Origin of the sequence: Diaphorobacter sp. LI3 (assembly GCF_022807955.1) — a bacterium.
Classification (GTDB): domain Bacteria; phylum Pseudomonadota; class Gammaproteobacteria; order Burkholderiales; family Burkholderiaceae_C; genus Diaphorobacter; species Diaphorobacter nitroreducens.
The window spans coordinates 2,744,828-2,763,439 of the sequence record NZ_CP094346.1 but is presented as its reverse complement, the minus strand read 5'-3'; the positions used below and the strand labels follow the sequence as shown (position 1 = coordinate 2,763,439).

Below are 18,612 nucleotides of genomic sequence, written 5' to 3'. Positions count from 1 at the left end.
TGTGTCCACTGTCTTGCATATGGACATATCCTGCATTGACCCTCCGCTCCTCACAAGAAGGGCCTTGGGGCCACGCTTACGCCCCCGCGTTACGCGAACGGTTCAGCGCCCACACCGCCGACTGGAATTGGGCGTCAACCGCGACGCGCAATGGACCGGCCTTTCCGTTCAGCCCCAGCGTGACGGCTCGACGAGGGCTGTAGGGCAGGTTCCCGATGCTCGGGTCCAGCAGCGTGAGGCCCACGAAAGCGGACCAGTCCCTCCCAAGGCTTTGACGGACCGACAACTCCGCGCCGCGCATGGTGTAGGCACCGAGATTGATGAACTGGGGGGGCGGCGGAACGTCGGGTGGAAAGCCGAAGACGTACCGGTTCTTCACCTTGTCGTGGAACAGGCTGGCGTCAATCTGCGTCGCTTCGGAGGCCGTCCACTTGAAGCCGATTTCTGCATGGTCCAGCTCCTCTGCCGAGAGCTGCTTCCAACTGCCGCCCAGCGCAGGAATCAACGATGCGAGCAAAGGTGTCTCCAGGCCGGGGTAGTTGATGCCACGCGAAAGGTTCGCGAAGACCGTCAGACGGTCGGAGACCAGCGACACGCCGGCCTGTGGTGCTGTCCGGGATGCAAACTGGCTGTGGTCATAGAAGCGCACGCCAGCGGATGGCACAAGCGACCAGTCTGCGGACAGGGGAATGTTCTGGTTCAGCGCCAGATAGGGCGAGGTGATCTTGAACGTGGGGGCATCGAAGAAGCCTTGCGGCGCGGGTGCCACGCGGTTGAACGTGGCGTCGCCGGAGATGCGATCGTGGTCGATGCCCGCGACTACGGTGCCTCCCTGCCAGGGCGAGAACTGTTCTTTCCAGCGTAGCCCGCTCATGCTGGAGCGGTTGATGCTGTCCCCATCCGGCGCGGGCTGGTTGAGCCAGTCGCCACGGGTCTTGTTGCTGTACAGCTTGAGTTCGCCGCGCCAGTCGCCGTGCGCGTGGCTGATGGATGTGCTGATCATCCCCGCTTCGGTGTTGTACTCGGGCGCGATGGCCGGCGTGGCGACGCGGCTGTCGCCTGGATCCCTGGCCTTGTTGTTCACGTAGACGAAGCTGGCGCCGATCGACCAGTTGGCATTGAGTCGATAGCCCACCCTGCCCAGGACGTTGTTGAGCTCGCCATCGGCATGGGTTCGATGACCGTTGGATTGCGCATGCCCCTGGGACAGAGACCAGTCCAGGTCTCCCTGGCGGCCCAGCAGGTTGAATTGCTCCGTCAATGTGCCGAAAGAGCCGCCCGAGAGGCGCACGTCACCCTGGACACCTTCTTGCGACGCACGCTGTGTCTGGAGGTTGACGGAAGCGAAGTTATTGCCGTTGATGTGCAGTTGCGGACTTTTGTACACCGTGACCGACTGCATGCTGTTCACCGGTAGCAGATCGAGCAGCGGGTGGCTCCACAGCCCCATGTAGAACGGGACGCTATCAATGTAGGTCTTGATTTCGCTGCCCGGGCGGCTGACACCCATGCCGCGGATGAACACGGCTCCCCCTTGATCACCACCGAAAGCGCCCACGGGGTTGTAGCGAGAGATCTGCACACCCGGCGTACGGCGCAGCGCGGAGGCCAGGTCCACCGCGTTCTGGTCTCGCAACTGATCCTGGGTGATGACGGCCGAACCTGCAGAGAAGCTGTCGAGGTTGACGTCTTCGACCACAGGCCGAGCAGTCACGACGACGGGGGCAAGGGTGGCGGTCTGGGCAAAGGCCATGGTCGCGGAGAGCAGGCCTGCGGTAGAGAGTGCGATGGTCAGGGGAGCGCGATCGAGAAGCATGAGAGTCTGTTGTCTTGCGGATTTGTTGGTAGGGAACTAGCAGGTTGGGTTGGCGGTCGCTTCGTTGGTCAAGGTGTGCGCCAAGTCACACCCACGTAGACCGAGCGTCCATCGCCCGGGAAGTAATAGGCACCGTCGAGGCCCCGGGCGTTGGCCTGCACGGCGGTCGTGGCCGCGTAGCGGCGATCGGTGAGATTGCGTCCTTCGACGAACCAGCCCCAGCCGCCACGCAAGGTGCCGCTGAGCGTGAGATTGAGCAGCGCGAAGCCGTCTGCCGCCACCGTGTTGGCATGGTCGATCCAGGTGCGCGAGGGCTGCCAGTCGAGGCTGGGCGCCACCTTGATCCAGGGGGCCGCCTGCCACTGCAACTCGGCGCGGAGCAGGTGCGGCGGGACGCCGGCCAGGCGCTTGTTGCCGTAGACGGCGTCGCCGTCGAAGCGGAAGTCGTTGTAGAGGTACTGGCCGCGCAGCACCCAGCCGGGCGCGAGCGTGCCCGTGGCCGACAGTTCCAGGCCCTGGTGGATAGTGCGATCGGCGTTGACGGTGCCCAGTGCCACGCCGCTGGCGTTGGTCATGGCCAGCAGCTCGCGCCGCACATTGGAGCGGTACAGCGCCGCGTCCCAGGTCCATTGATCAGTGCGGCCACGCCAGCCCAGCTCGACCGTGGTCGCGCCTTGCGCCCGTGCCAGCGGGTTCGTCGCGTTGTAGGCCACCTCGCCGAACGGAGCGGCCTCGAAGCTGCCGCTGATATTGGCGAACCACTGCGACTGCGGGGACGCGGTGTACAGCACGCCCAGCTTGGGCGACGTGCCGTTGAACTTGACGTCGTAGCTCGCGGCCGGGTTCATCAGGTTGTCCAGGCGGCGGCGTGCCTGCACGCTCTGCACGCCCGCCTGCAAGGCCCAGCGTTCGTTCAAGCCGTGCGTGTACTCGGCATAGACCGTGTTCTGGCGGCCGTCCAGTTGCGTGCGACCTGTGGCGGCCCCCGGACTGCCCGCCACGTTGGCATTGCGCCGCTCTTCGCCGTCCAGCCGGGCGAAGGAGACGCCCGCGACCAGCCGGCGCGTCAGCGCGGCTGTGCCGAACTCGACCGCGACCCGCGAGTCGAGGCCGGTGTCCTGCATGTCCTGCTGCAGAATGCCGACGGTCATCGCGTGATAGCGGTCTCGGTCCGCGCCGTACAGCGAGGTCGTCCAGCGAACGTCGGCACTGGGCTGCCAGGTCAGCCGCAGTGCAGCGCGCTTTTGCGTGTAGTCGTTGGTGGCCTTGAGCGCGGCGTAGTTGGTGCCGGCCTGGCGCGGGTTGGCGTTCATCGCTGCCAGTGAGATGCTGCCGGGCATCTGCATGGTCGAATCTACGTACGAGAGGAAGCCGCGCAACTCCAGCGTGTCCGACAGGCGCAGACCGACGTTGCCGGAGAGCCGGTCAGCCCGATAGCCCGACTGTTCGCGCCAGCCGTCCTGCTCACCGCGACTGACGCTGAGGAATCCATCGACCACCTCGCCACGGGCCGCCAGGTTGGCTTGTGCCTGACGCTGGCCGAACGACCCGGCCTGGACCCGCAGCGCCGCCGTGGGCGCCGTCAGGCCGGTGGGCGAAACGAAGTTGATGGCACCTCCCAGGCCGTTCGCCCCGTACTCCAGCGCATTGGCACCACGCCAGACCTCGATGTACTGCAGGGCTGCGGGGTCGATGGACTGGAAGTCGGCGGCGCCGTCGGTCTGGTTCAGCGGAATGCCGTCCTGGTAGAGCTGGATGCCGCGCATCAGGAAGCTGCGTTGGATGCCGGAGCCGCGGATCGACAGCCGAGCGTCTTGTCCGTGGCGCGTTTGCGCGACGACGCCAGGGGCGTAGGCCAGCGCATCGACGGCCGTGGCGGCGCGGCCGCTGGTGTAGCTCTGCGCATCAATGACGGCGGTTGCGCCCGCGCGCCGGTTGAGTTCCTCTCGTGCGTTCTTCAACGCTTCTGCCGCCTGGGCATCCGGGGAGGTGGAGGCCCGAACTTCGACGGTCGGAAGTGTGGCGATCGCCGATTGCGCCCAGACACTGGGCACCTGAGCCAAGGTGAGCAGGCCCGCTGCGGCAAGGGCAATGGAGAGAGGTGAAGCGTGTTGGTGCATGCGATTTCTTCTTGGGGGTATTGATGGGGTGGAGTCAGCGAGGGGGCACGGGACCTTCCGTGCGTTCCTTCTTTTGGCTTTCGAGGCGCTTGATCAGCGGATCGACACCCGCGTCGTACATGGCTTTCACCATCCACTCGACCAGCCAGCCGGTCTTCTCGGGCGTGCCGCCCTGGATCGGCGGCGCGGGGTCGTACTCCATGTCCAGCATCACGCCTTGCGTGTAGCGCTGACCCCAGTTGTCGTTGAGCAAGGCCAGGGACATGTCCATGCCGGCGGTGACGCCCGCCGAGGTCCAGTACTTGCCGTCGCGCGTGTAGCGCTCGTTGGCCGGGATGGCCTTGTATTTCTTGAGGAACTCTTCTTCGCGGTACCAGTTGGTGGAAGCGCGCCTGCCCTCCAGCAGCCCGGTGGCGCCGAGGATCCACACCCCCGTGCAGATGGCGCCGGTGTAGGTGGTGCCTCGGTCGATGGCGCGGATCCAGTCGAGGACGCGGTCGTCGTAGGACGCCTCGATGGTTCCGGTGAAGCCGCCGGGGATGATCAGGATGTCGAGTTGCTTCACGTCGTCGATCACTGTGTCGGGAATGACCTGCACGCCCATCACGGTCCTGATCGGGCCCGGTTTCACGCCAATCAGCCGCGTGGTGGCGCCTGCCTGGCCCAGGATGTAGCGCGGCCCCGTGAAGTCCAGGTCGTTGACACCGTCGTAGACCAGGATGCCGATCTGCCGAATGGGATGCTTGGGCTTGCCCAGAATCGCATCCATGACCATGGAGTGGTTCTCGGGCGTGATGTCCTGGGGCAGTTGCTGCTTCAGCGCCGCATCCTCGGCCGACAGCCGTTCAATGGCAGGCGGTTCGGCGCGCGGCGGCGCCTTGTCGCCGCAGCCGCCCAACGCCAACGCACAAGCAGCCATGGCGATGCACCATGCTCGCTTCGGAGCGCATCCAAGCGTGGACTGAGCCGCGCGCCGGGCCCACAGCCTCGGCAGGTACTGGATCGGGTGGTCGAACTTCATCATGATTCAGCGGCTCGACGCAGGCCTGGAGACCTTGGCCCGCGCCAGGGCCGCGTGGGCCTGAAGGTCGAAGTCCTTGAACATGTCCGTGACCATGGCGGTGACGGCCAGTGGCGCCGTGCGCGGCGTCCCAGCGTCGAAGGGCGGCTCGGGGGCGTACTCGGCCAGCAACTGCACGGTCTGCGCGTAGGCTGGGTCGCGCAGCATGCCCACGATGGCCAGGCCCAGGTCCAGGCCCGCGCTGACCCCGGCACCGGTGATGCGGTTGGCCGGAGGAACGCATGCGAGAGAGCATGCGCAAGCCTTATGTGGCAGGCCAGTACATCTACGGCAACCAGGTGATCGCGCGCGACGTGCCCGGCAAGGGCATCCAGGGCGAGGTGGACGTGATCGCCGAGAAAGGGCTGCTCAAGCTGCATCCCTTCATTCCGGACCGGTTGCGCACCATCACGCCGGATAACCAGATCGAGGTGGGCCGCGTGCTGGCCAAGATCTCCTGCGCCAACTGCCATGCGCTTGAGCCGGGTGCGCCGCTGCGCAACATCCCGGACAAGTTCTACGGGTCCACCGACAAGGACTTGATCGCGGCCTTCATCAATGGCCCGCTCAAACACGGTGCCGTCACCTACATGCCGCGCATCGACCTGCCGGCCGAAGAAGTCGAGGCCATCGCCGCGTTCCTGGCCGATGCCAATGCCCGCCGCGCCGCTGGCCACCCCCCATCCACCGTGTCGGCCCAGGCCGGCGTGAAACAGGAGTAAGACCATGGACATCGGAACCGTTCTGCATGCCATGCGCGATCCGGCGGGCATACCGTCCCACCCGGTCATCTTCCAGGTGCTGATGATCGTCACCTGGATCTTCCACATCGCCTTCGTCCACATGACGCTGGGCACGGCTGCGTTCGCGATCTATGCTTTCTACAAGCGCGCTCCCGGCACGCACTGGGAGCAGCTCTCGATGGCGATGACCAAGGCCGCCAAGGTCGGGGTCTCGCTGCTGATCGTGCTGGGCGTCGCGCCGCTGCTGTTCACCCAGGTCATCTACGACCCGCAGTGGTACACCGCCAGCGTGCTGTCGGCGCGCTGGCTGATCGCGTTCATCTTCACGCTGATCATCGGTTATTGCTCGTGGTTCGTTTTCTACTACAGCAACCACGAGGGAGCGAAAAAGCGGCTGGGTGTGTTTGCGTTGGTTGGCTTGGGGTTGTTCCTGCTCGACGGCCTGATCATGCATGTGCTGGCCTACCAGTCGCTGCTGCCGGATCAGTGGATGAACTGGTACGCGCCGGGCGGGGTGGTGGACAGCCGGGGTGCCACGCTGCACGCCATCCAGTGGCCGCGCTACCTGTTCATCATCAGCCTGTCACTGCCGGCGTTGGGGTTGTACCTCATGGCCTACGCGGACTACTTCCGTGGTCGGCCGGATCGAGCACCCGAGTACCTCGCGCTCGCGCGCAGCCTCGGCCATCGGTTGGCCATGCGGGGCCTGGTGATCTCGTTCGTGCTGCTGCTGGCCTGGCAGTTCGTGCATCCGGCCAGTACCCGGCTGAGCTGGCACCCGGTGGGATGGGCGCTCGGAGCTTCGCTGCTGGCACTGGCCTGGTGGGTGCAGCGCCGAGGCCTGCAGGTGCACGGCTATCTCCCGATGCTGGCCGGCCTGGGCGTGCTCGGGGTGCTGGCCGTGTGGCGAGAGCTGATCCGCATCCGCTACATGCTGCCCTTTGGCTACGACATCACGGACTACACCGTGCATGCCGACTGGCCGTCCATGGTCCTGTTCTTCTCCACCTTCATTGGCGTGGGTGGTCTGGTGGGCGGCTTCTTTCTCACCACCATTTACCGCGCCGGCCGCGTGCAGGGCCTGTACACCGCCGAGCGTGGCGTCGCGCGCCTGGGAACCGCCGCAGTGGCGGTGCTGGGCGTGTGGATCACGGTCTTTTTCGCGTACGGCATCACGATTTGGATGCGCAACGCCTTCACCCTTTGAACGCAGGAGACTCACAATGACAACGATTGCACGGCGGGCCACCACGGCCCTCATATTCGTGGCCGCTTGGCTGGGACTGGCTTCCACCGCGTCGGCACAGCTTCCCGACATCGCAGCGGGCAAGAAGCGGGCGCAGGTCTGCTTCGCCTGCCATGGCGAGAACGGCGTGTCCAAGATCAGCGGCACGCCACATCTCGCGGGGCAGGACCGCGCCTACCTGATCAAGGCGATGCAGGCCTACCGCAACGGTCAGCGGCAAGATCCGACGATGGTCGCTATGGTCAAGCCGCTGAGCGATACGGACATGGTGAATATCGCCACCTATTTCCATCTGGCGGTGAAGAACGCGCGCGGTGAGACGCTGGCTTCGGTGATCGAGACCAACGAGCGGATCAAGCCTGTGGCGAGCGTGGCTGTGGCCGAGGCGCCTGCTGCTCCGGCTGTGCCACGATCCGCGGACGCGGTCTACAACGCGAGCTGCGCAGCGTGCCACGCCAGCGGCGTTGCAGGTGCGCCCAAGGTCGGAGACAAGGCTGCGTGGAGCGCCCGAATCGCGCAAGGCAGCGACAAGCTGCTGGAGCATGCGATCAAGGGTTTAAATGCCATGCCCGCACGCGGGGGCTGCTCAGACTGCTCCGATGAGGACATCAAGAAGGTTGTCGACTACATCGTGGGAAAGAGCAGGTGAACATGCTGGCAGTCGTCGCACATTACAGAACGGGTCTGCCCGATCGGATCATGGTCACGCACCGAGTACGGCCCGCTCCGCATGCGCGCAAAAGGGTTTGGATGAGTCGGCGCATGCGAGAAGCGTTGAAAATCCGAAGGAGATACCCTGCCCGGTATGCCATGTCCGCAGTAGCATTTGTGGCGGTGGTGGTCGGGATGCTCGCAGCAATGCGCCCCTCGCCGCAAGAGCTGAATACTGACGTGTGTACCAAGGCTCCCTATGTCGGGCCGCTATTTGATAACGGACTGGATCTGGAAGCTCCTGGGGGGAATGACTTCGGCAGGCTCGCCATCACCATTGCTAAAGGGAAGTAGACCCAGTCTGAGGGTCGGGGGCGATTCAAGCCTCAGATCTGATCGCTTGGACCTACTGCCCGCCTAGTATCTGTAAGCAACCTCGGGCATCGCGCGACCACAATCATCATGGATAGAGTGAAAGCGGCGCGTGACTCGCTGGTGAAGTTCGTCGGGCCTGCCGACGTGATACATGCGTTGGATATGTCGCGCCGCCGACGGCGGCTCGACCAGGATGGCTGGTCGCTACTAGCCGGTGAACTTCAAGCCGCGGCGAACCGCTCCTTGGCCAGCTTCGTGCCTTCTGCCAGCGCTTGCAGCTTGCGCCACGCCACGTCCCGCCCCATCGGTGCCAGGCCGCAATTGGTACATGGGAACAGCCGCTCCTTCGGCACGAACTCCAGCGCCCGGCCGATGGTGTCGGCCACTTCCTCGGGGGTCTCGACCACGTCGCTGGCCACATCGATCACGCCAACCATCACGTCCTTGCCGGCCAGCAGCTTCATCAGGTCGGGCGGCACATGGGAGTGGATGCACTCCAGGCTCACCTGGTCGATGCGGCTCTTGGCCAGCGCGGGAAACACCGCCTCGTACTGGCGCCATTCGTCGCCCAGGGTGCTCTTCCAGTCGGTATTGGCCTTGATGCCGTAGCCGTAGCAGATGTGCACCGCCGTGGTACAGGTCAAACCCTGCGCCGCGCGCTCAAGCGCCTGCACGCCCCAGTCGGCGGCATCCTTCATGTAGACATTGAAGGCGGGTTCATCGAACTGGATTATGTCCACGCCGTCGGCTTGCAGCGCGAGCGCTTCCTGGTTGAGCAGTTCCGCAAACGCGAAGGCCATCTTGACCCTTCCTTCGGTGTCTCCGCCGTAGAAGCGGTCTGCCACGGTGTCGACGATGGTCATGGGGCCGGGCAGGGTGAACTTGAGCTTCTTCTTCGTGTGCGCACGCGCCAGCTGCGCCTCGAATGCATGCACACGGCCCTTCAGGCGCAGGCTTGAGACCACCTGCGGCACCATCGCGTCGTAGCGGTTGTCGCGGATGCCCATCTTCACCTTGTTCTCGAAGTCGATGCCCTCGACCTGTTCGAGGAAACCATGCACGAAATGCTGGCGCGATTGCTCGCCGTCGCACACGATGTCCAGGCCTGCGTCTTCCTGGGCCTTGATCCACAGCAGGGTCGCATCGGCTTTCGCCTGGAGCAGTGCATCGCCTTCGGCCCTCCACTGGGGCCAGAGCTTGTTGGTTTCAGCCAGCCAAGCAGGTTTGGGCAGGCTGCCGGCGATGGAGGTTTCAAACATCCGAGAAGTCCTTTAAAGAAAAATGGGTGCGGCGAGCGTACTTCGGGCCGCTATGCCCGGGTGAAAAATGGTCTGTGTATTTTTGAAGGGTCAGAGTGCGCAGCTGGCAGCCCATTGCTCAAGCACGTTCTTGTACGGCTTGATGAAGTGCTCCTCCGCAAATTTCCCCTGCTTGACGGCCAACTGGCTGCGTTCTTCCCGGGGCGGTCTCAAATCTGAAGTGCAACACCGCTGGTTGATATTCAATGAATGGTAGCGGAGCTTTTCTCGGCGATAGCCGCCATGAATCGCTGAAAAGCCTGGTAGGGAGAATCCCAGCCGAGAGTCTGACGAGGACGGTTGTTCATCAGATCGGCCATGGAGTCCAGCGCATCCTGGTCATGCATGCTCAGGTCTGTGCCCTTGGGCATGAACTGGCGCAGCAGCCCATTCGTGTTCTCACAACTGCCTTTTTGCCAAGGGCTGTGCGGATCACAAAAGTACACCCGCATGCCAAGGGCTTGGGCGAGTTCCTTGTGCCGGGCCATCTCCTTGCCCTGGTCGTAGGTGAGCGTCTGGCGCATCGGCTGTGCGATCTGGCGCAGCTTGTTGGTGAACGCGGCCAGCGCACTGTCTGCGGATGCGTCAGGCATCTTGCACAGCAGCACCAAGCGCGTTGAGCGCTCTACCAGCACACCCACCGCCGATTGGTTGCCAGCACCCTTGATCAGATCCCCCTCCCAATGCCCCGGGATCACGCGATCATTGACCTCGGGTGGGCGAACATGGATAGAGACCATGTCTGGAATCTGACCACGCCGATCAGAGCCTGCTGAACGCGGGCGGCGTGTACTCTTGCCTTGGCGCAGCAGTGCGATGAGCTGGCGGCGCAACTCACCGCGTGGGTATGCATAGATGGCGGTGTAGATGCTCTCGTGCGAGGCATGCATGGTTGGGTCCTGGGGATACATGCGCTGGAGTGTGCGTGCAATCTGCTGGGGCGACCACAGCCAGCACAGCATGGTGGTCACAAGAGTCCACAACGCCCCGCAGCTGTGCAGCTTGGGGTATGGCTTGGCCTGAATGCGCCGCAGCTGGCACAGACGCTGCGCAGGCGCGCTGGCGTAACCGCCGTGGCAGGCGTTGCGCCGCAACTCACGGCTGATGGTGCTGGGGCTGCGGCCTTGAAGGCGGGCTATGGCCCTGATGCTCCAGCCCTGCTGGCGCAGCGATGCCAGCGTCACTCTGTCTTCTGGCTGCAAGTGCTCGTATCTCGTTCCCATTTGCGTACATTACCCTTGGTGAGGGTGTTGCACTTCAGATTTGAGACCGCCCGGTCATAGACGATTTGCGTTGACGAGTAATCCTGATTTTTCAGGCTTGGCTGATAGATATTGCCCGCCGCAGCATTGGCGTTGTAGATTTCCGGGCGGTAGATCTTTTGAAAGGTCTCCATCGTGCTGATGGTGCCGATCAACTCGAGATTCGTGTAGTCGCCCAGCAGGTCGCCGTGAAAGTAGAAAGCTAATGGGGCAACGCCATTCGGTGGCATGAAGAAGCGCACTTGCATCCCCATCTTGGCGAAATACTGGTCGGTCGACGACAGTTCATTCTGCTGGTACTCGATGCCCAGTATTGGGTGCCGGTTGTCGGTCTGCCGGTAGGTCTTGCTGGTCGAGGCGCTGATGCAGATGACAGGCGGCTTGCCAAAGCGCTCTCTGTACACGCTCGAGTTGGCAAATTTCCTGAACAGCTTTCCATGCAAATCGCCAAAATCATCCGGAGTGCTGAACTCCGCGCGATGGGCGTTGTACTCTGGAAGCAGGACGCTGAAGTCGTAGTCGCGTACGTAGGAGGAGAAGTTGTTTCCCACAATGCCATCGATGCGCCTGTTCGCCCGCTTGTCGATGATGTGGGTCTTCAGTATCTCGATCAACGGAAATGCACCATCGCTGCTTTGGGCATCGATGTTCATCTCGACAGAAATGATCTCGAGTTCGACGGCGTAGCGATCTCCCGCCGGATTGTCCCAATGCGCCAGCTCATTGAAGCGGTTGTCGATCATCCGAAGGGTGTTGCGCAGGTTCTGCTGCCGGCTCTTTCCACGGGCCAGGTTGGCAAAGTTGGTGGTGATGCGCGTGTTGTCCGATGGCTCGTAGTTCTCATCGAAGCGGATGCTCTTGAGGTCAAAGCGAAATTCTTCGTGCATGGCGATGGGGTTTGATGTTTTTGAAATAAGACGATGGCTGCTTCAGGCCAGGGCCATTTCGTCGGCGCGCAAGGGATTGGTGCGGCGCGTCAGTTCGACGAGTGGCAACGCCCGTTGAACCGCCAGCCTGGCCCGCTCGATCAAGGCCTCGTCCCGCAGGCTGTAATCCACGAAGTCCTTGTCGGTGGCATAGACGCCCAGCGGCAAGGTGCGTACCTGAAAAAAGCTGAACAGCGGCCGCAGCTGGTGGTCGATCACCAGGGCATGGCGCTCGCTGCCGCCGGTGGCCGCCAACAAGACGGGCTTGTCGATCAATGCGTCCTGGTCAATGAAGTCGAAGAAGTGCTTGAACAGTCCCGTGTAGGAGCCGCGGTAGACCGGTGTTGCCACCACCAGGACATCCGCCTGCTCGACCGCCGCCAGCTCCCGCTCCACCGTGTCGGGCAGTTGAGACCGCCAGACCGCACCGGCCAGCTGCGGCGCGAGCTGGCCCAGTTCGACCAGATGTTGGTGGCACGGAATTTCGTCGGCGATCAGATCCAGCAGGTGCTCTGCCAGGGCCGCAGCCTTGGAGGGGCGCTGCAGCCCGCCGGAAACCGCTACTACCCGAAGTGGACGTGTCATTTTTGCTTTCATAGGGCTGCAACCGAACAATGGGTGTGAATGCTATTGATGTATGTCAATGAAGTAAAATGTTCTTATTTCACAAATCCATGAATGAGATTCATTGAATGCTTGAGCGCATCCACCTCAGCATCGTTCAGCAGGTCGAGAAGCAAGGGTCGTTGACGGCCGCCGCGGGCGTGCTGAACCTGACCCAGTCGGCCCTGAGCCACAGCATGAAGAAACTGGAGCAGCAACTGGGCACCGACATCTGGCTGCGCGAGGGCCGCAGCCTGCGGTTGACGCAGGCAGGCCAGTACCTGCTGGCGGTGGCCAACCGAGTGCTGCCGCAGCTGGACTTGGCCGAGGAGCGCCTGGGCCAGTTCGCGCAGGGCGAGCGCGGTGCGCTGCGCATCGGCATGGAATGCCACCCTTGCTACCAGTGGCTGCTCAAAATCGTTGCGCCTTATCTGGCGTCCTGGCCCGATGTCGAAGTGGACGTCAAGCAGAAGTTCCAGTTCGGCGGGATCGGCGCGCTCTTCGGTTACGAGATCGACCTGCTGGTCACGCCCGACCCGCTGTTCAAGCCGGGGCTGAAGTTCGAACCCGTGTTCGACTACGAGCAGGTGCTGGTCGTGGCCAAAGACCACCCCCTGGCTTCTACGGCCTACGTGAAGCCCCAGCAGCTGACCCGGGAAGTGCTCATCAGTTACCCCGTGGACATCGAACGCCTGGACATCTACAGCCAGTTCCTGTTGCCGGCCGGCGTGACGCCCAAGCGCCACAAAGCCATCGAAACCACCGACATCATGGTGCAGATGGTGGCCAGCGGCCGCGGTGTCGCCGCGCTGCCGCGCTGGCTGGTCGAGGAATATGCGGCCAGGATGGACGTGGTGCCTGTGCGGCTGGGCGCGCGCGGTATTGCCAAGCAGATCTTCCTGGGCGCACGCGAGGCGGATACCGCCATTGACTACGTGCGGGCCTTCGTCGAACTGGCCCGCCAGCCTGCAACTGCCACCACCGCTATTGCCCAAGGAGCCAAGGGATGAACACCACCGTCGAACGCAAAGCGCTTGCGCTGCCCGGAGGCCACGACAAGGTGCTGCTGCATTCGTGCTGCGCGCCGTGCTCAGGCGAGGTCATGGAGGCCATGCTGGCCTCGGGCATTGACTACACCATCTTTTTCTACAACCCCAACATTCATCCGCTCAAGGAATACGAGCTGCGCAAGAACGAGAACATCCGCTTCGCGGAGCAGTTCGGCGTGCCCTTCGTCGATGCGGACTACGACCGGGACAACTGGTTCGAGCGCGCCAAGGGCATGGAGCACGAGCCCGAACGCGGCGTGCGCTGCACCATGTGCTTCGACATGCGTTTCGAGCGCACGGCGCTGTATGCGCATGAGCACGGCTTTCCGGTGATCACCAGTTCCCTGGGCATCTCGCGCTGGAAGAACATGCAGCAGATCAATGACTGCGGCGTGCGTGCGGCGGCCAAGTACTCTGGCCTGATGTACTGGGAATACAACTGGCGCAAGGGCGGCGGCTCGGCGCGCATGATCGAGATCAGCAAGCGCGAGAACTTCTACCAACAGGAATACTGCGGCTGCGTCTACTCGCTGCGCGACACGAACCGCCACCGCGTGGAAAGCGGCCGCGAGCGCATCCAGCTCGGCGTGACGTTCTACGGTGACGAACAGCCCCCCAAAGATTGACGCGCCTTGCCGGGTGAGCGATGCCGCTCCATGGCTTCCAACCGACCCGATCAGCGCTGGCGGGTCGGAACTCTCCCAACAGTCGCCAGATATGGCAAGCCCCTTGCTTCATTCCGACAAGTCCAAGCCCATCGGCAACATCACCGACGCCTATTCGTTAGAGGTCAACGCGAAGGATATCTCTGCGCTGACCGCAGCGGCGCCGCGTGTATTGCCCGGGTCAACCATTTCCATTCCCTACCTGGCGAACCAGGACAACGACGCGCGACTGGCCGCAGCGCAGGCCGTTCGCGGACTCGGCTTTGAGCCCATGCCTCACCTCGCTGCACGCCGTATCGCCTCGTTCGCAAAACTGGAGTCGTTCATCCAGCGCGCGGTCGCGGAAGCCGGCGTCAAGCGTTGCTTCGTGATCGCTGGAGATCCGTCCACCCCGCTGGGGCCGTTTGCCGACAGCTCCTCACTGATCGAATCAGGCGTGTTCGAGCGCTCGGGCATTCAGATGGTCGGCGTGGGTGGCCATCCCGAGGGCCATCCGGTCATGAGCACATCTGATCGTTGGAAAGTGCTCGAACACAAGTGTCGCTGCATCGAAGGGCGCGGCATGGCGCCCTTGATCGTCACGCAATTTGCCTTCGATGCCGACATCGTGCTGGCCTGGCTGGAAGCCCTGCGCGGGCGTGGCGTCGAACATCCCGTACGCGTGGGCGTGCCGGGCCCTGCAGGCGTGGCGGTGCTGGCGCGCTATGCCGCCTTGTGTGGCGTTAGCGCATGCGCGTCGATGTTGTCCAAGTACGGCATCTCGATCAGCAAGCTGTTCGGCATAGCAGGCCCGGATCTCTTTGTGGATCGTCTGACCACCCGCCTGACCGAAGCACATGGAAAGGTGAGCCTGCATTTCTTTCCATTCGGAGGCATCGCTCAGTCCGTGAAGTGGGTAGAGCAGTACTGCTCGCGTGCCGAGCCTGAACAACCCATCGACACGGCTCCCATGTGATTACTGCGCCTCCAGCAGTCGCTTGCACTGGCATGCCCCATAGAAGCAGACCTCGTTGGGGCGAACGCTTCGAGAGCATCCTACCGCCCGCCTCAGCCTTCGCGTTGCGCAAGCGCCCCATGGGCGCGATCCCATTGGCACAGGACACACGCGGCCAACATCACCGGACGCAGGCGCAAGTGCCACATCGAAATGGATCGCCCGCATCATCGGCTTCGACGGTGCGAGCTATCGATTGGCAGATTGGGGGGGCAAACACGATAAACGCCCTTCTCGAACTGCCTTCTGTAGGAAGATGGTGATAGACCGAAACTTTGATGATGCGACTTTGCTCGCTGAGACATCCTTACGTTTGCCACTGCAAAGCGCCTATGTGGCACCTAGCTCGCAAATCAGCAAGGATGCGTAGCGACCAAAATATGGACTAACCTGTTATTCCATAAGACCTTTTACGGAACTGTCCGTCTACATCAAAGACTTGACAGCGGACATTTTTCATGGGTGTGCAGGGAAAAAAAGCCTGGCTACGCGGGCATGCCCGTTGGCTGGCCAATACGACCCTTCGGACCGAGGTCCTGGAGTCGCCCCACGATGAAACTTATTTGGTCAGGATCAGCTTGCCGAGTTTGGTGGCCTGCAGCCGGTAGACGGCGCCGTTGTGCACGATGGCCACGGCCTTCTGGCCGCGTAGCAGGGTGCTGCTGTCGACGGCGCGGCCTTCAGCGTGGGACGCCGGGCTGGAATCGGCGGGCACCGCGAACATGCGGGGTGCGGTCAGTGCGGACGGTGCGGTCAGGCTGGCATGCATGGTGAAGTCTCGGTGCGTTACGGTGGTCAAATGATAACCATTCTCAATTAAAGATCAAGCATCCGGGCTGAAAATTTCCTGTCGATTCGTATCCAGATGCAAGAGGCAGCGCCCGCAGGTGGCGCTGGCGACGCCGCTGCGCCGCCTGTGGGGCGGCAGCTGTGAAGGCCGGCGCGCCGGCGCGGCCGTGGTGCGTCAGGGCGCCGGGTCGGTCACGAAGCCGATCTTGCGCACGCCCGCGCGTTGCGCCGCCGACATCGCCTGCGCCACGCGCTCGTAGCGCACGTCCTTGTCGCCGCGGATGTGCAGGTCCGGCTGCGGGTCCTTGCGGGCCTCGGCCTGCAGGCGCGGCTCCAGCTCGTCGTCTCCGATCGTGGTCTCGTTCCAGTGGTACTTGCCGTCGGCCGTCACCGACAGGCGGATGGTTTCGGGCTTGATGATTTCGCGCTCGTTGGACGCACGCGGCAGGTCTACCGGCACCGCGTGCTTCATCACCGGCACGGTGATGATGAAGATGATGAGCAGCACCAGCATGACGTCCACCAGCGGCGTCATGTTGATTTCGTTCATCACCTCGTCGGCATCGTCCTGGGTTCCGAAAGCCATGGCGCATCAGCCTTTCTTGATGGGCAGCACCTTGGCTGCCTCGCCGTGTACCGAAACGCGCGCGCCGGTGACGAAGTAGGCGTGCAGATCGTGCGCAAAGCTGTTGAGGCTGTGCAGGATGGATTTGTTGCCCCGCACCAGGGCGTTGTATCCCAGCACGGCGGGAATGGCCACGGCCAGGCCCAGCGCGGTCATGATCAGCGCCTCGCCGATCGGGCCGGCCACCTTGTCGATGGTCGACTGGCCCGAGGCGCCAATGGCCACCAGCGCATGGTAAATACCCCACACGGTGCCGAAGAGGCCGATGAATGGCGCCGTGGAGCCCACGGAGGCCAGGATGGCCAGGCCCGCCTGCACGCGCGCCGTGAACTCGTCGATGCAATTGCGCAGGCAGCGCGTGACCCAGTCGCTCACGTCCAGGCTGTCATGCAGATGGGCCTGCGTGTTGCGGTGGTGCTGCGTGGCTTCGCGGCCTTCCAAAGCGAGGTGGCGGAAGGGGTTGCTCGGGTCGGAGCCCAGCTTGGTCAGGCCGGCGGCGAAGTCTTCGCTGTGCCAGAAGTCGCGTGCCTGGCGGGCGTGTTTCTTGAACTTCAGGATGTCCAGCGCCTTGATGATGATGACGATCCACGATGCCAGCGACATGCCGATGAGCAGCACAGCGACGGCGCGGGTGACGAAGTCGCCCTGTACCCAGACATTGGCAATGCCGAAATGCGATTCCATGAAAACTCCTGCGAGACTTATTGTTGGAGAACGAAATTGATCGGGACCAGATTCCACATGGCTTCTGGCACGCCGTTGCGTTTGCCGGGTACGAAGCGCCAGCGCATGACGGCGTCGATGGCCTGGCGGTCCAGGCGCTCGAAACCGCTGGACTGCTTGACTTCTACTTTCTGCGGCAGTCCGTCGGTGCCGATGAGCACGCGCAGCATCACTTTGCCTTGTTCTCCCAGCCGCTTGCTCACGGCGGGGTAGACGGGCTTGGGGTTGTTCAGGTAGCTCGCGTCGCTGGAGGGCAACTCGATGCTGGGTGCGGCCGGCGCCGGTGGAGCCGCGGGGGCCGCCGGTGCGGCGACGGGCGCGGCTGCAACCGGCGGGGCCGGGGGCTGAGGCTCAACGACGCCCGTGGGCGCGGCGGGGGCGGGTGTCGGGTCGGGGACCGCCACGGGCATGGGAGCGGGGCGCGGCTTGGGCGCCACGGGTTTGGGCGGCGCCGGGGCTGGTTTGGGCGGCGGCGGAGCGGGAGGGGCCGGTGGGGCCGGAGGCGCGGGCGGCGCGATGAATTCGCTCAACACCTCAGCAGGGATGATGATCTCCGCCGCCTTGCGCACCAGACCCGACTGCAGGGCCCACAGGCCGGCCACGTGCAGCACCACCACGGAGCCTGCGATCACGGCATTGCGGCTCAAGCCCCCGGGGGAGCCGTATCGGTCAGAGGACATAAAAATGATAGCTGCTGGCGCTTGTCCAGCTTGGTCGAAAGGCCAAAAAGCCTTGAATAGGCGGTCTATTTATGCAGGATCCACCAGACCGAGCATATGACGATGATCAGACTTCCTGCGAGTGCGTAGAACAGTTGCATGCCTTGCCTTCCGGGATGAGGGTGGCAAGCTGGACGGCTGTGGGATCGGTGTCCTTGTACAGGGCGGCCACCGGCTGCGATGCGCAGCACTGCGCCACGACATCGCGGGCACAGTCTTCGCAGCGGCCGCACTGGGTGGCGACGCCCAACTCGAACTGAATCTCATCGAAGCTCATACCTGCGCGCGCATGGCGTGCAATCTCCCGGTCGGAAACGCGGTGGCAAACACAGACGATCATGGTGCAGGCAGTCGTGGCTGGCTATGGACGATGAACTGATTATAAATGCGAATTCATCGCATTTGCAGTCCTTGACCCCACTGCCGTGTAAGAAACCATTGCCGAGTGCCTTGCAGGCGAAAAAAACCGGCATGCGCATGCCGGTTTTTGTTCGCCTGGCTCTCGCAGAGAGCCTGGCAGGGCAGATTATTTGACGTGCTTGCCAATCAGGCCGGCCATCTCGAACATCGAGACCTGGGGCTTGCCGAACACTTCTTTGAGCTTGGCATCCGCGTTGATCATGCGCTTGTTGGAGGCGTCCTGCAGGTTGTGCGCCTTGATGTACACCCACAGCTTGCTGATGATCTCCGTGCGCGGCAGCGGGGTGGCGCCGACCACGGCCGCCAGAGCGGGGCTGGGGGTCAGGGGCTTCATGAAAGCGGCGTTGGGGGTGCGCTTCTTTGCGGGTGCTGCGGACGCGGTCTTTGCAGTTGCCATGTTGGGTTGTTCCTTGTTGGAAATGAAATATGTCACCAGCGAACGCCGCAGCTCCACTGGCAGCGGTGATGCTACTGGGAAAAAAACCGGTTTCCAAGGCGAGCTGCCTCTTTTTTGCCTCGATTTGTTGC

General features: G+C 63.2%; 23 protein-coding genes. 8 read left to right on the top strand and 15 right to left on the bottom strand.

Annotated features, from left to right (window positions below):
• Positions 1 to 76: 76 nt before the first annotated feature.
• The 4 genes from MRB47_RS12765 to MRB47_RS12750 form a co-directional block, all read right to left on the bottom strand.
• Positions 77 to 1,816: a TonB-dependent receptor gene (locus tag MRB47_RS12765; protein WP_252100898.1), complete on the bottom strand. Its 1,740-nt coding sequence runs from the start codon at positions 1,814 to 1,816 to the stop codon at positions 77 to 79.
• Positions 1,817 to 1,884: 68 nt separating this feature from the next.
• The gene (locus MRB47_RS12760; protein ID WP_252100897.1) at positions 1,885 to 3,936 is read right to left on the bottom strand and encodes a TonB-dependent receptor family protein; all 2,052 of its coding nucleotides are present in this window, start codon (positions 3,934 to 3,936) and stop codon (positions 1,885 to 1,887) included.
• Between the two features lie 34 nt (positions 3,937 to 3,970).
• Positions 3,971 to 4,960, bottom strand: a complete 990-nt coding sequence (locus tag MRB47_RS12755) for a DJ-1/PfpI family protein (RefSeq protein ID WP_252100896.1) — start codon at positions 4,958 to 4,960, stop codon at positions 3,971 to 3,973.
• Between the two features lie 3 nt (positions 4,961 to 4,963).
• Positions 4,964 to 5,164, bottom strand: a complete 201-nt coding sequence (locus MRB47_RS12750) for a hypothetical protein (RefSeq protein WP_252100895.1) — start codon at positions 5,162 to 5,164, stop codon at positions 4,964 to 4,966.
• Between the two features lie 74 nt (positions 5,165 to 5,238).
• On the opposite strand from MRB47_RS12750, the gene MRB47_RS12745 reads away from it, so the two are divergent.
• From MRB47_RS12745 to MRB47_RS12730, 4 genes are all read left to right on the top strand, one after another.
• Positions 5,239 to 5,718, top strand: coding sequence for a c-type cytochrome (locus MRB47_RS12745; RefSeq protein ID WP_252100894.1), 480 nt, complete (start codon positions 5,239 to 5,241; stop codon positions 5,716 to 5,718).
• A 4-nt stretch (positions 5,719 to 5,722) separates the two neighbouring features.
• A complete protein-coding gene (locus MRB47_RS12740) occupies positions 5,723 to 6,946 on the top strand; it encodes a hypothetical protein (RefSeq protein ID WP_252100893.1) in 1,224 nt (407 codons plus the stop codon).
• Between the two features lie 16 nt (positions 6,947 to 6,962).
• Positions 6,963 to 7,634, top strand: coding sequence for a c-type cytochrome (locus tag MRB47_RS12735; protein ID WP_217896225.1), 672 nt, complete (start codon positions 6,963 to 6,965; stop codon positions 7,632 to 7,634).
• A 161-nt stretch (positions 7,635 to 7,795) separates the two neighbouring features.
• The gene (locus MRB47_RS12730) at positions 7,796 to 7,990 is read left to right on the top strand and encodes a hypothetical protein (RefSeq protein ID WP_087081043.1); all 195 of its coding nucleotides are present in this window, start codon (positions 7,796 to 7,798) and stop codon (positions 7,988 to 7,990) included.
• Positions 7,991 to 8,232: 242 nt separating this feature from the next.
• Here MRB47_RS12730 and MRB47_RS12725 read toward each other — a convergent pair whose 3' ends face one another.
• The 5 genes from MRB47_RS12725 to msuE form a co-directional block, all read right to left on the bottom strand.
• Entirely contained in the window at positions 8,233 to 9,270 is a 1,038-nt protein-coding gene (locus tag MRB47_RS12725; RefSeq protein ID WP_087081045.1) for a methionine synthase, read from the bottom strand.
• A gap of 90 nt (positions 9,271 to 9,360) precedes the next feature.
• Positions 9,361 to 9,558: a putative oxygenase MesX gene (locus MRB47_RS20000; protein ID WP_411275753.1), complete on the bottom strand. Its 198-nt coding sequence runs from the start codon at positions 9,556 to 9,558 to the stop codon at positions 9,361 to 9,363.
• A complete protein-coding gene (locus MRB47_RS12715) occupies positions 9,513 to 10,532 on the bottom strand; it encodes an IS30 family transposase (protein WP_252100635.1) in 1,020 nt (339 codons plus the stop codon). The genes MRB47_RS20000 and MRB47_RS12715 overlap by 46 nt, the downstream gene beginning before the upstream one ends.
• A complete protein-coding gene (locus MRB47_RS12710; RefSeq protein ID WP_252100892.1) occupies positions 10,490 to 11,458 on the bottom strand; it encodes a DUF1852 domain-containing protein in 969 nt (322 codons plus the stop codon). Before MRB47_RS12710 ends, MRB47_RS12715 begins: the two co-directional genes overlap by 43 nt.
• Before the next feature lie 42 nt (positions 11,459 to 11,500).
• Positions 11,501 to 12,082 (bottom strand): FMN reductase, encoded by a 582-nt coding sequence (gene msuE / locus MRB47_RS12705; protein ID WP_087081051.1) that lies wholly within the window; start codon positions 12,080 to 12,082, stop codon positions 11,501 to 11,503.
• Between the two features lie 107 nt (positions 12,083 to 12,189).
• Between msuE and MRB47_RS12700 the strand changes: the two genes are divergently transcribed.
• From MRB47_RS12700 to MRB47_RS12690, 3 genes are all read left to right on the top strand, one after another.
• Complete coding sequence (locus MRB47_RS12700; protein WP_252100891.1) at positions 12,190 to 13,110, top strand: LysR family transcriptional regulator; 921 nt, start codon at positions 12,190 to 12,192, stop codon at positions 13,108 to 13,110.
• Complete coding sequence (locus MRB47_RS12695) at positions 13,107 to 13,775, top strand: epoxyqueuosine reductase QueH (protein ID WP_003056085.1); 669 nt, start codon at positions 13,107 to 13,109, stop codon at positions 13,773 to 13,775. The genes MRB47_RS12700 and MRB47_RS12695 overlap by 4 nt, the downstream gene beginning before the upstream one ends.
• A 91-nt stretch (positions 13,776 to 13,866) precedes the next feature.
• A complete protein-coding gene (locus tag MRB47_RS12690; protein ID WP_003056080.1) occupies positions 13,867 to 14,769 on the top strand; it encodes a methylenetetrahydrofolate reductase in 903 nt (300 codons plus the stop codon).
• A gap of 598 nt (positions 14,770 to 15,367) precedes the next feature.
• Here MRB47_RS12690 and hemP read toward each other — a convergent pair.
• The 5 genes from hemP to MRB47_RS12665 form a co-directional block, all read right to left on the bottom strand.
• Entirely contained in the window at positions 15,368 to 15,577 is a 210-nt protein-coding gene (hemP, locus tag MRB47_RS12685; RefSeq protein ID WP_011805614.1) for a hemin uptake protein HemP, read from the bottom strand.
• A gap of 195 nt (positions 15,578 to 15,772) precedes the next feature.
• Positions 15,773 to 16,183, bottom strand: coding sequence for an ExbD/TolR family protein (locus MRB47_RS12680; RefSeq protein WP_011805613.1), 411 nt, complete (start codon positions 16,181 to 16,183; stop codon positions 15,773 to 15,775).
• 6 nt (positions 16,184 to 16,189) lie between these two features.
• On the bottom strand, positions 16,190 to 16,906 hold the full coding sequence (locus tag MRB47_RS12675) for a MotA/TolQ/ExbB proton channel family protein (protein WP_103737583.1): 717 nt from the start codon (positions 16,904 to 16,906) through the stop codon (positions 16,190 to 16,192).
• Between the two features lie 17 nt (positions 16,907 to 16,923).
• Entirely contained in the window at positions 16,924 to 17,625 is a 702-nt protein-coding gene (locus MRB47_RS12670; RefSeq protein WP_252100890.1) for an energy transducer TonB, read from the bottom strand.
• Between the two features lie 106 nt (positions 17,626 to 17,731).
• Positions 17,732 to 18,004, bottom strand: coding sequence for a bacterioferritin-associated ferredoxin (locus tag MRB47_RS12665; protein ID WP_015913041.1), 273 nt, complete (start codon positions 18,002 to 18,004; stop codon positions 17,732 to 17,734).
• A gap of 23 nt (positions 18,005 to 18,027) precedes the next feature.
• On the opposite strand from MRB47_RS12665, the gene MRB47_RS12660 reads away from it, so the two are divergent.
• On the top strand, positions 18,028 to 18,198 hold the full coding sequence (locus MRB47_RS12660; RefSeq protein WP_220638834.1) for a hypothetical protein: 171 nt from the start codon (positions 18,028 to 18,030) through the stop codon (positions 18,196 to 18,198).
• Here the strand turns inward: MRB47_RS12660 and MRB47_RS12655 are convergent.
• Positions 18,191 to 18,481, bottom strand: a complete 291-nt coding sequence (locus MRB47_RS12655) for an SWIB/MDM2 domain-containing protein (protein ID WP_011805609.1) — start codon at positions 18,479 to 18,481, stop codon at positions 18,191 to 18,193. The genes MRB47_RS12660 and MRB47_RS12655 overlap by 8 nt on opposite strands.
• Positions 18,482 to 18,612 lie beyond the last annotated feature (131 nt).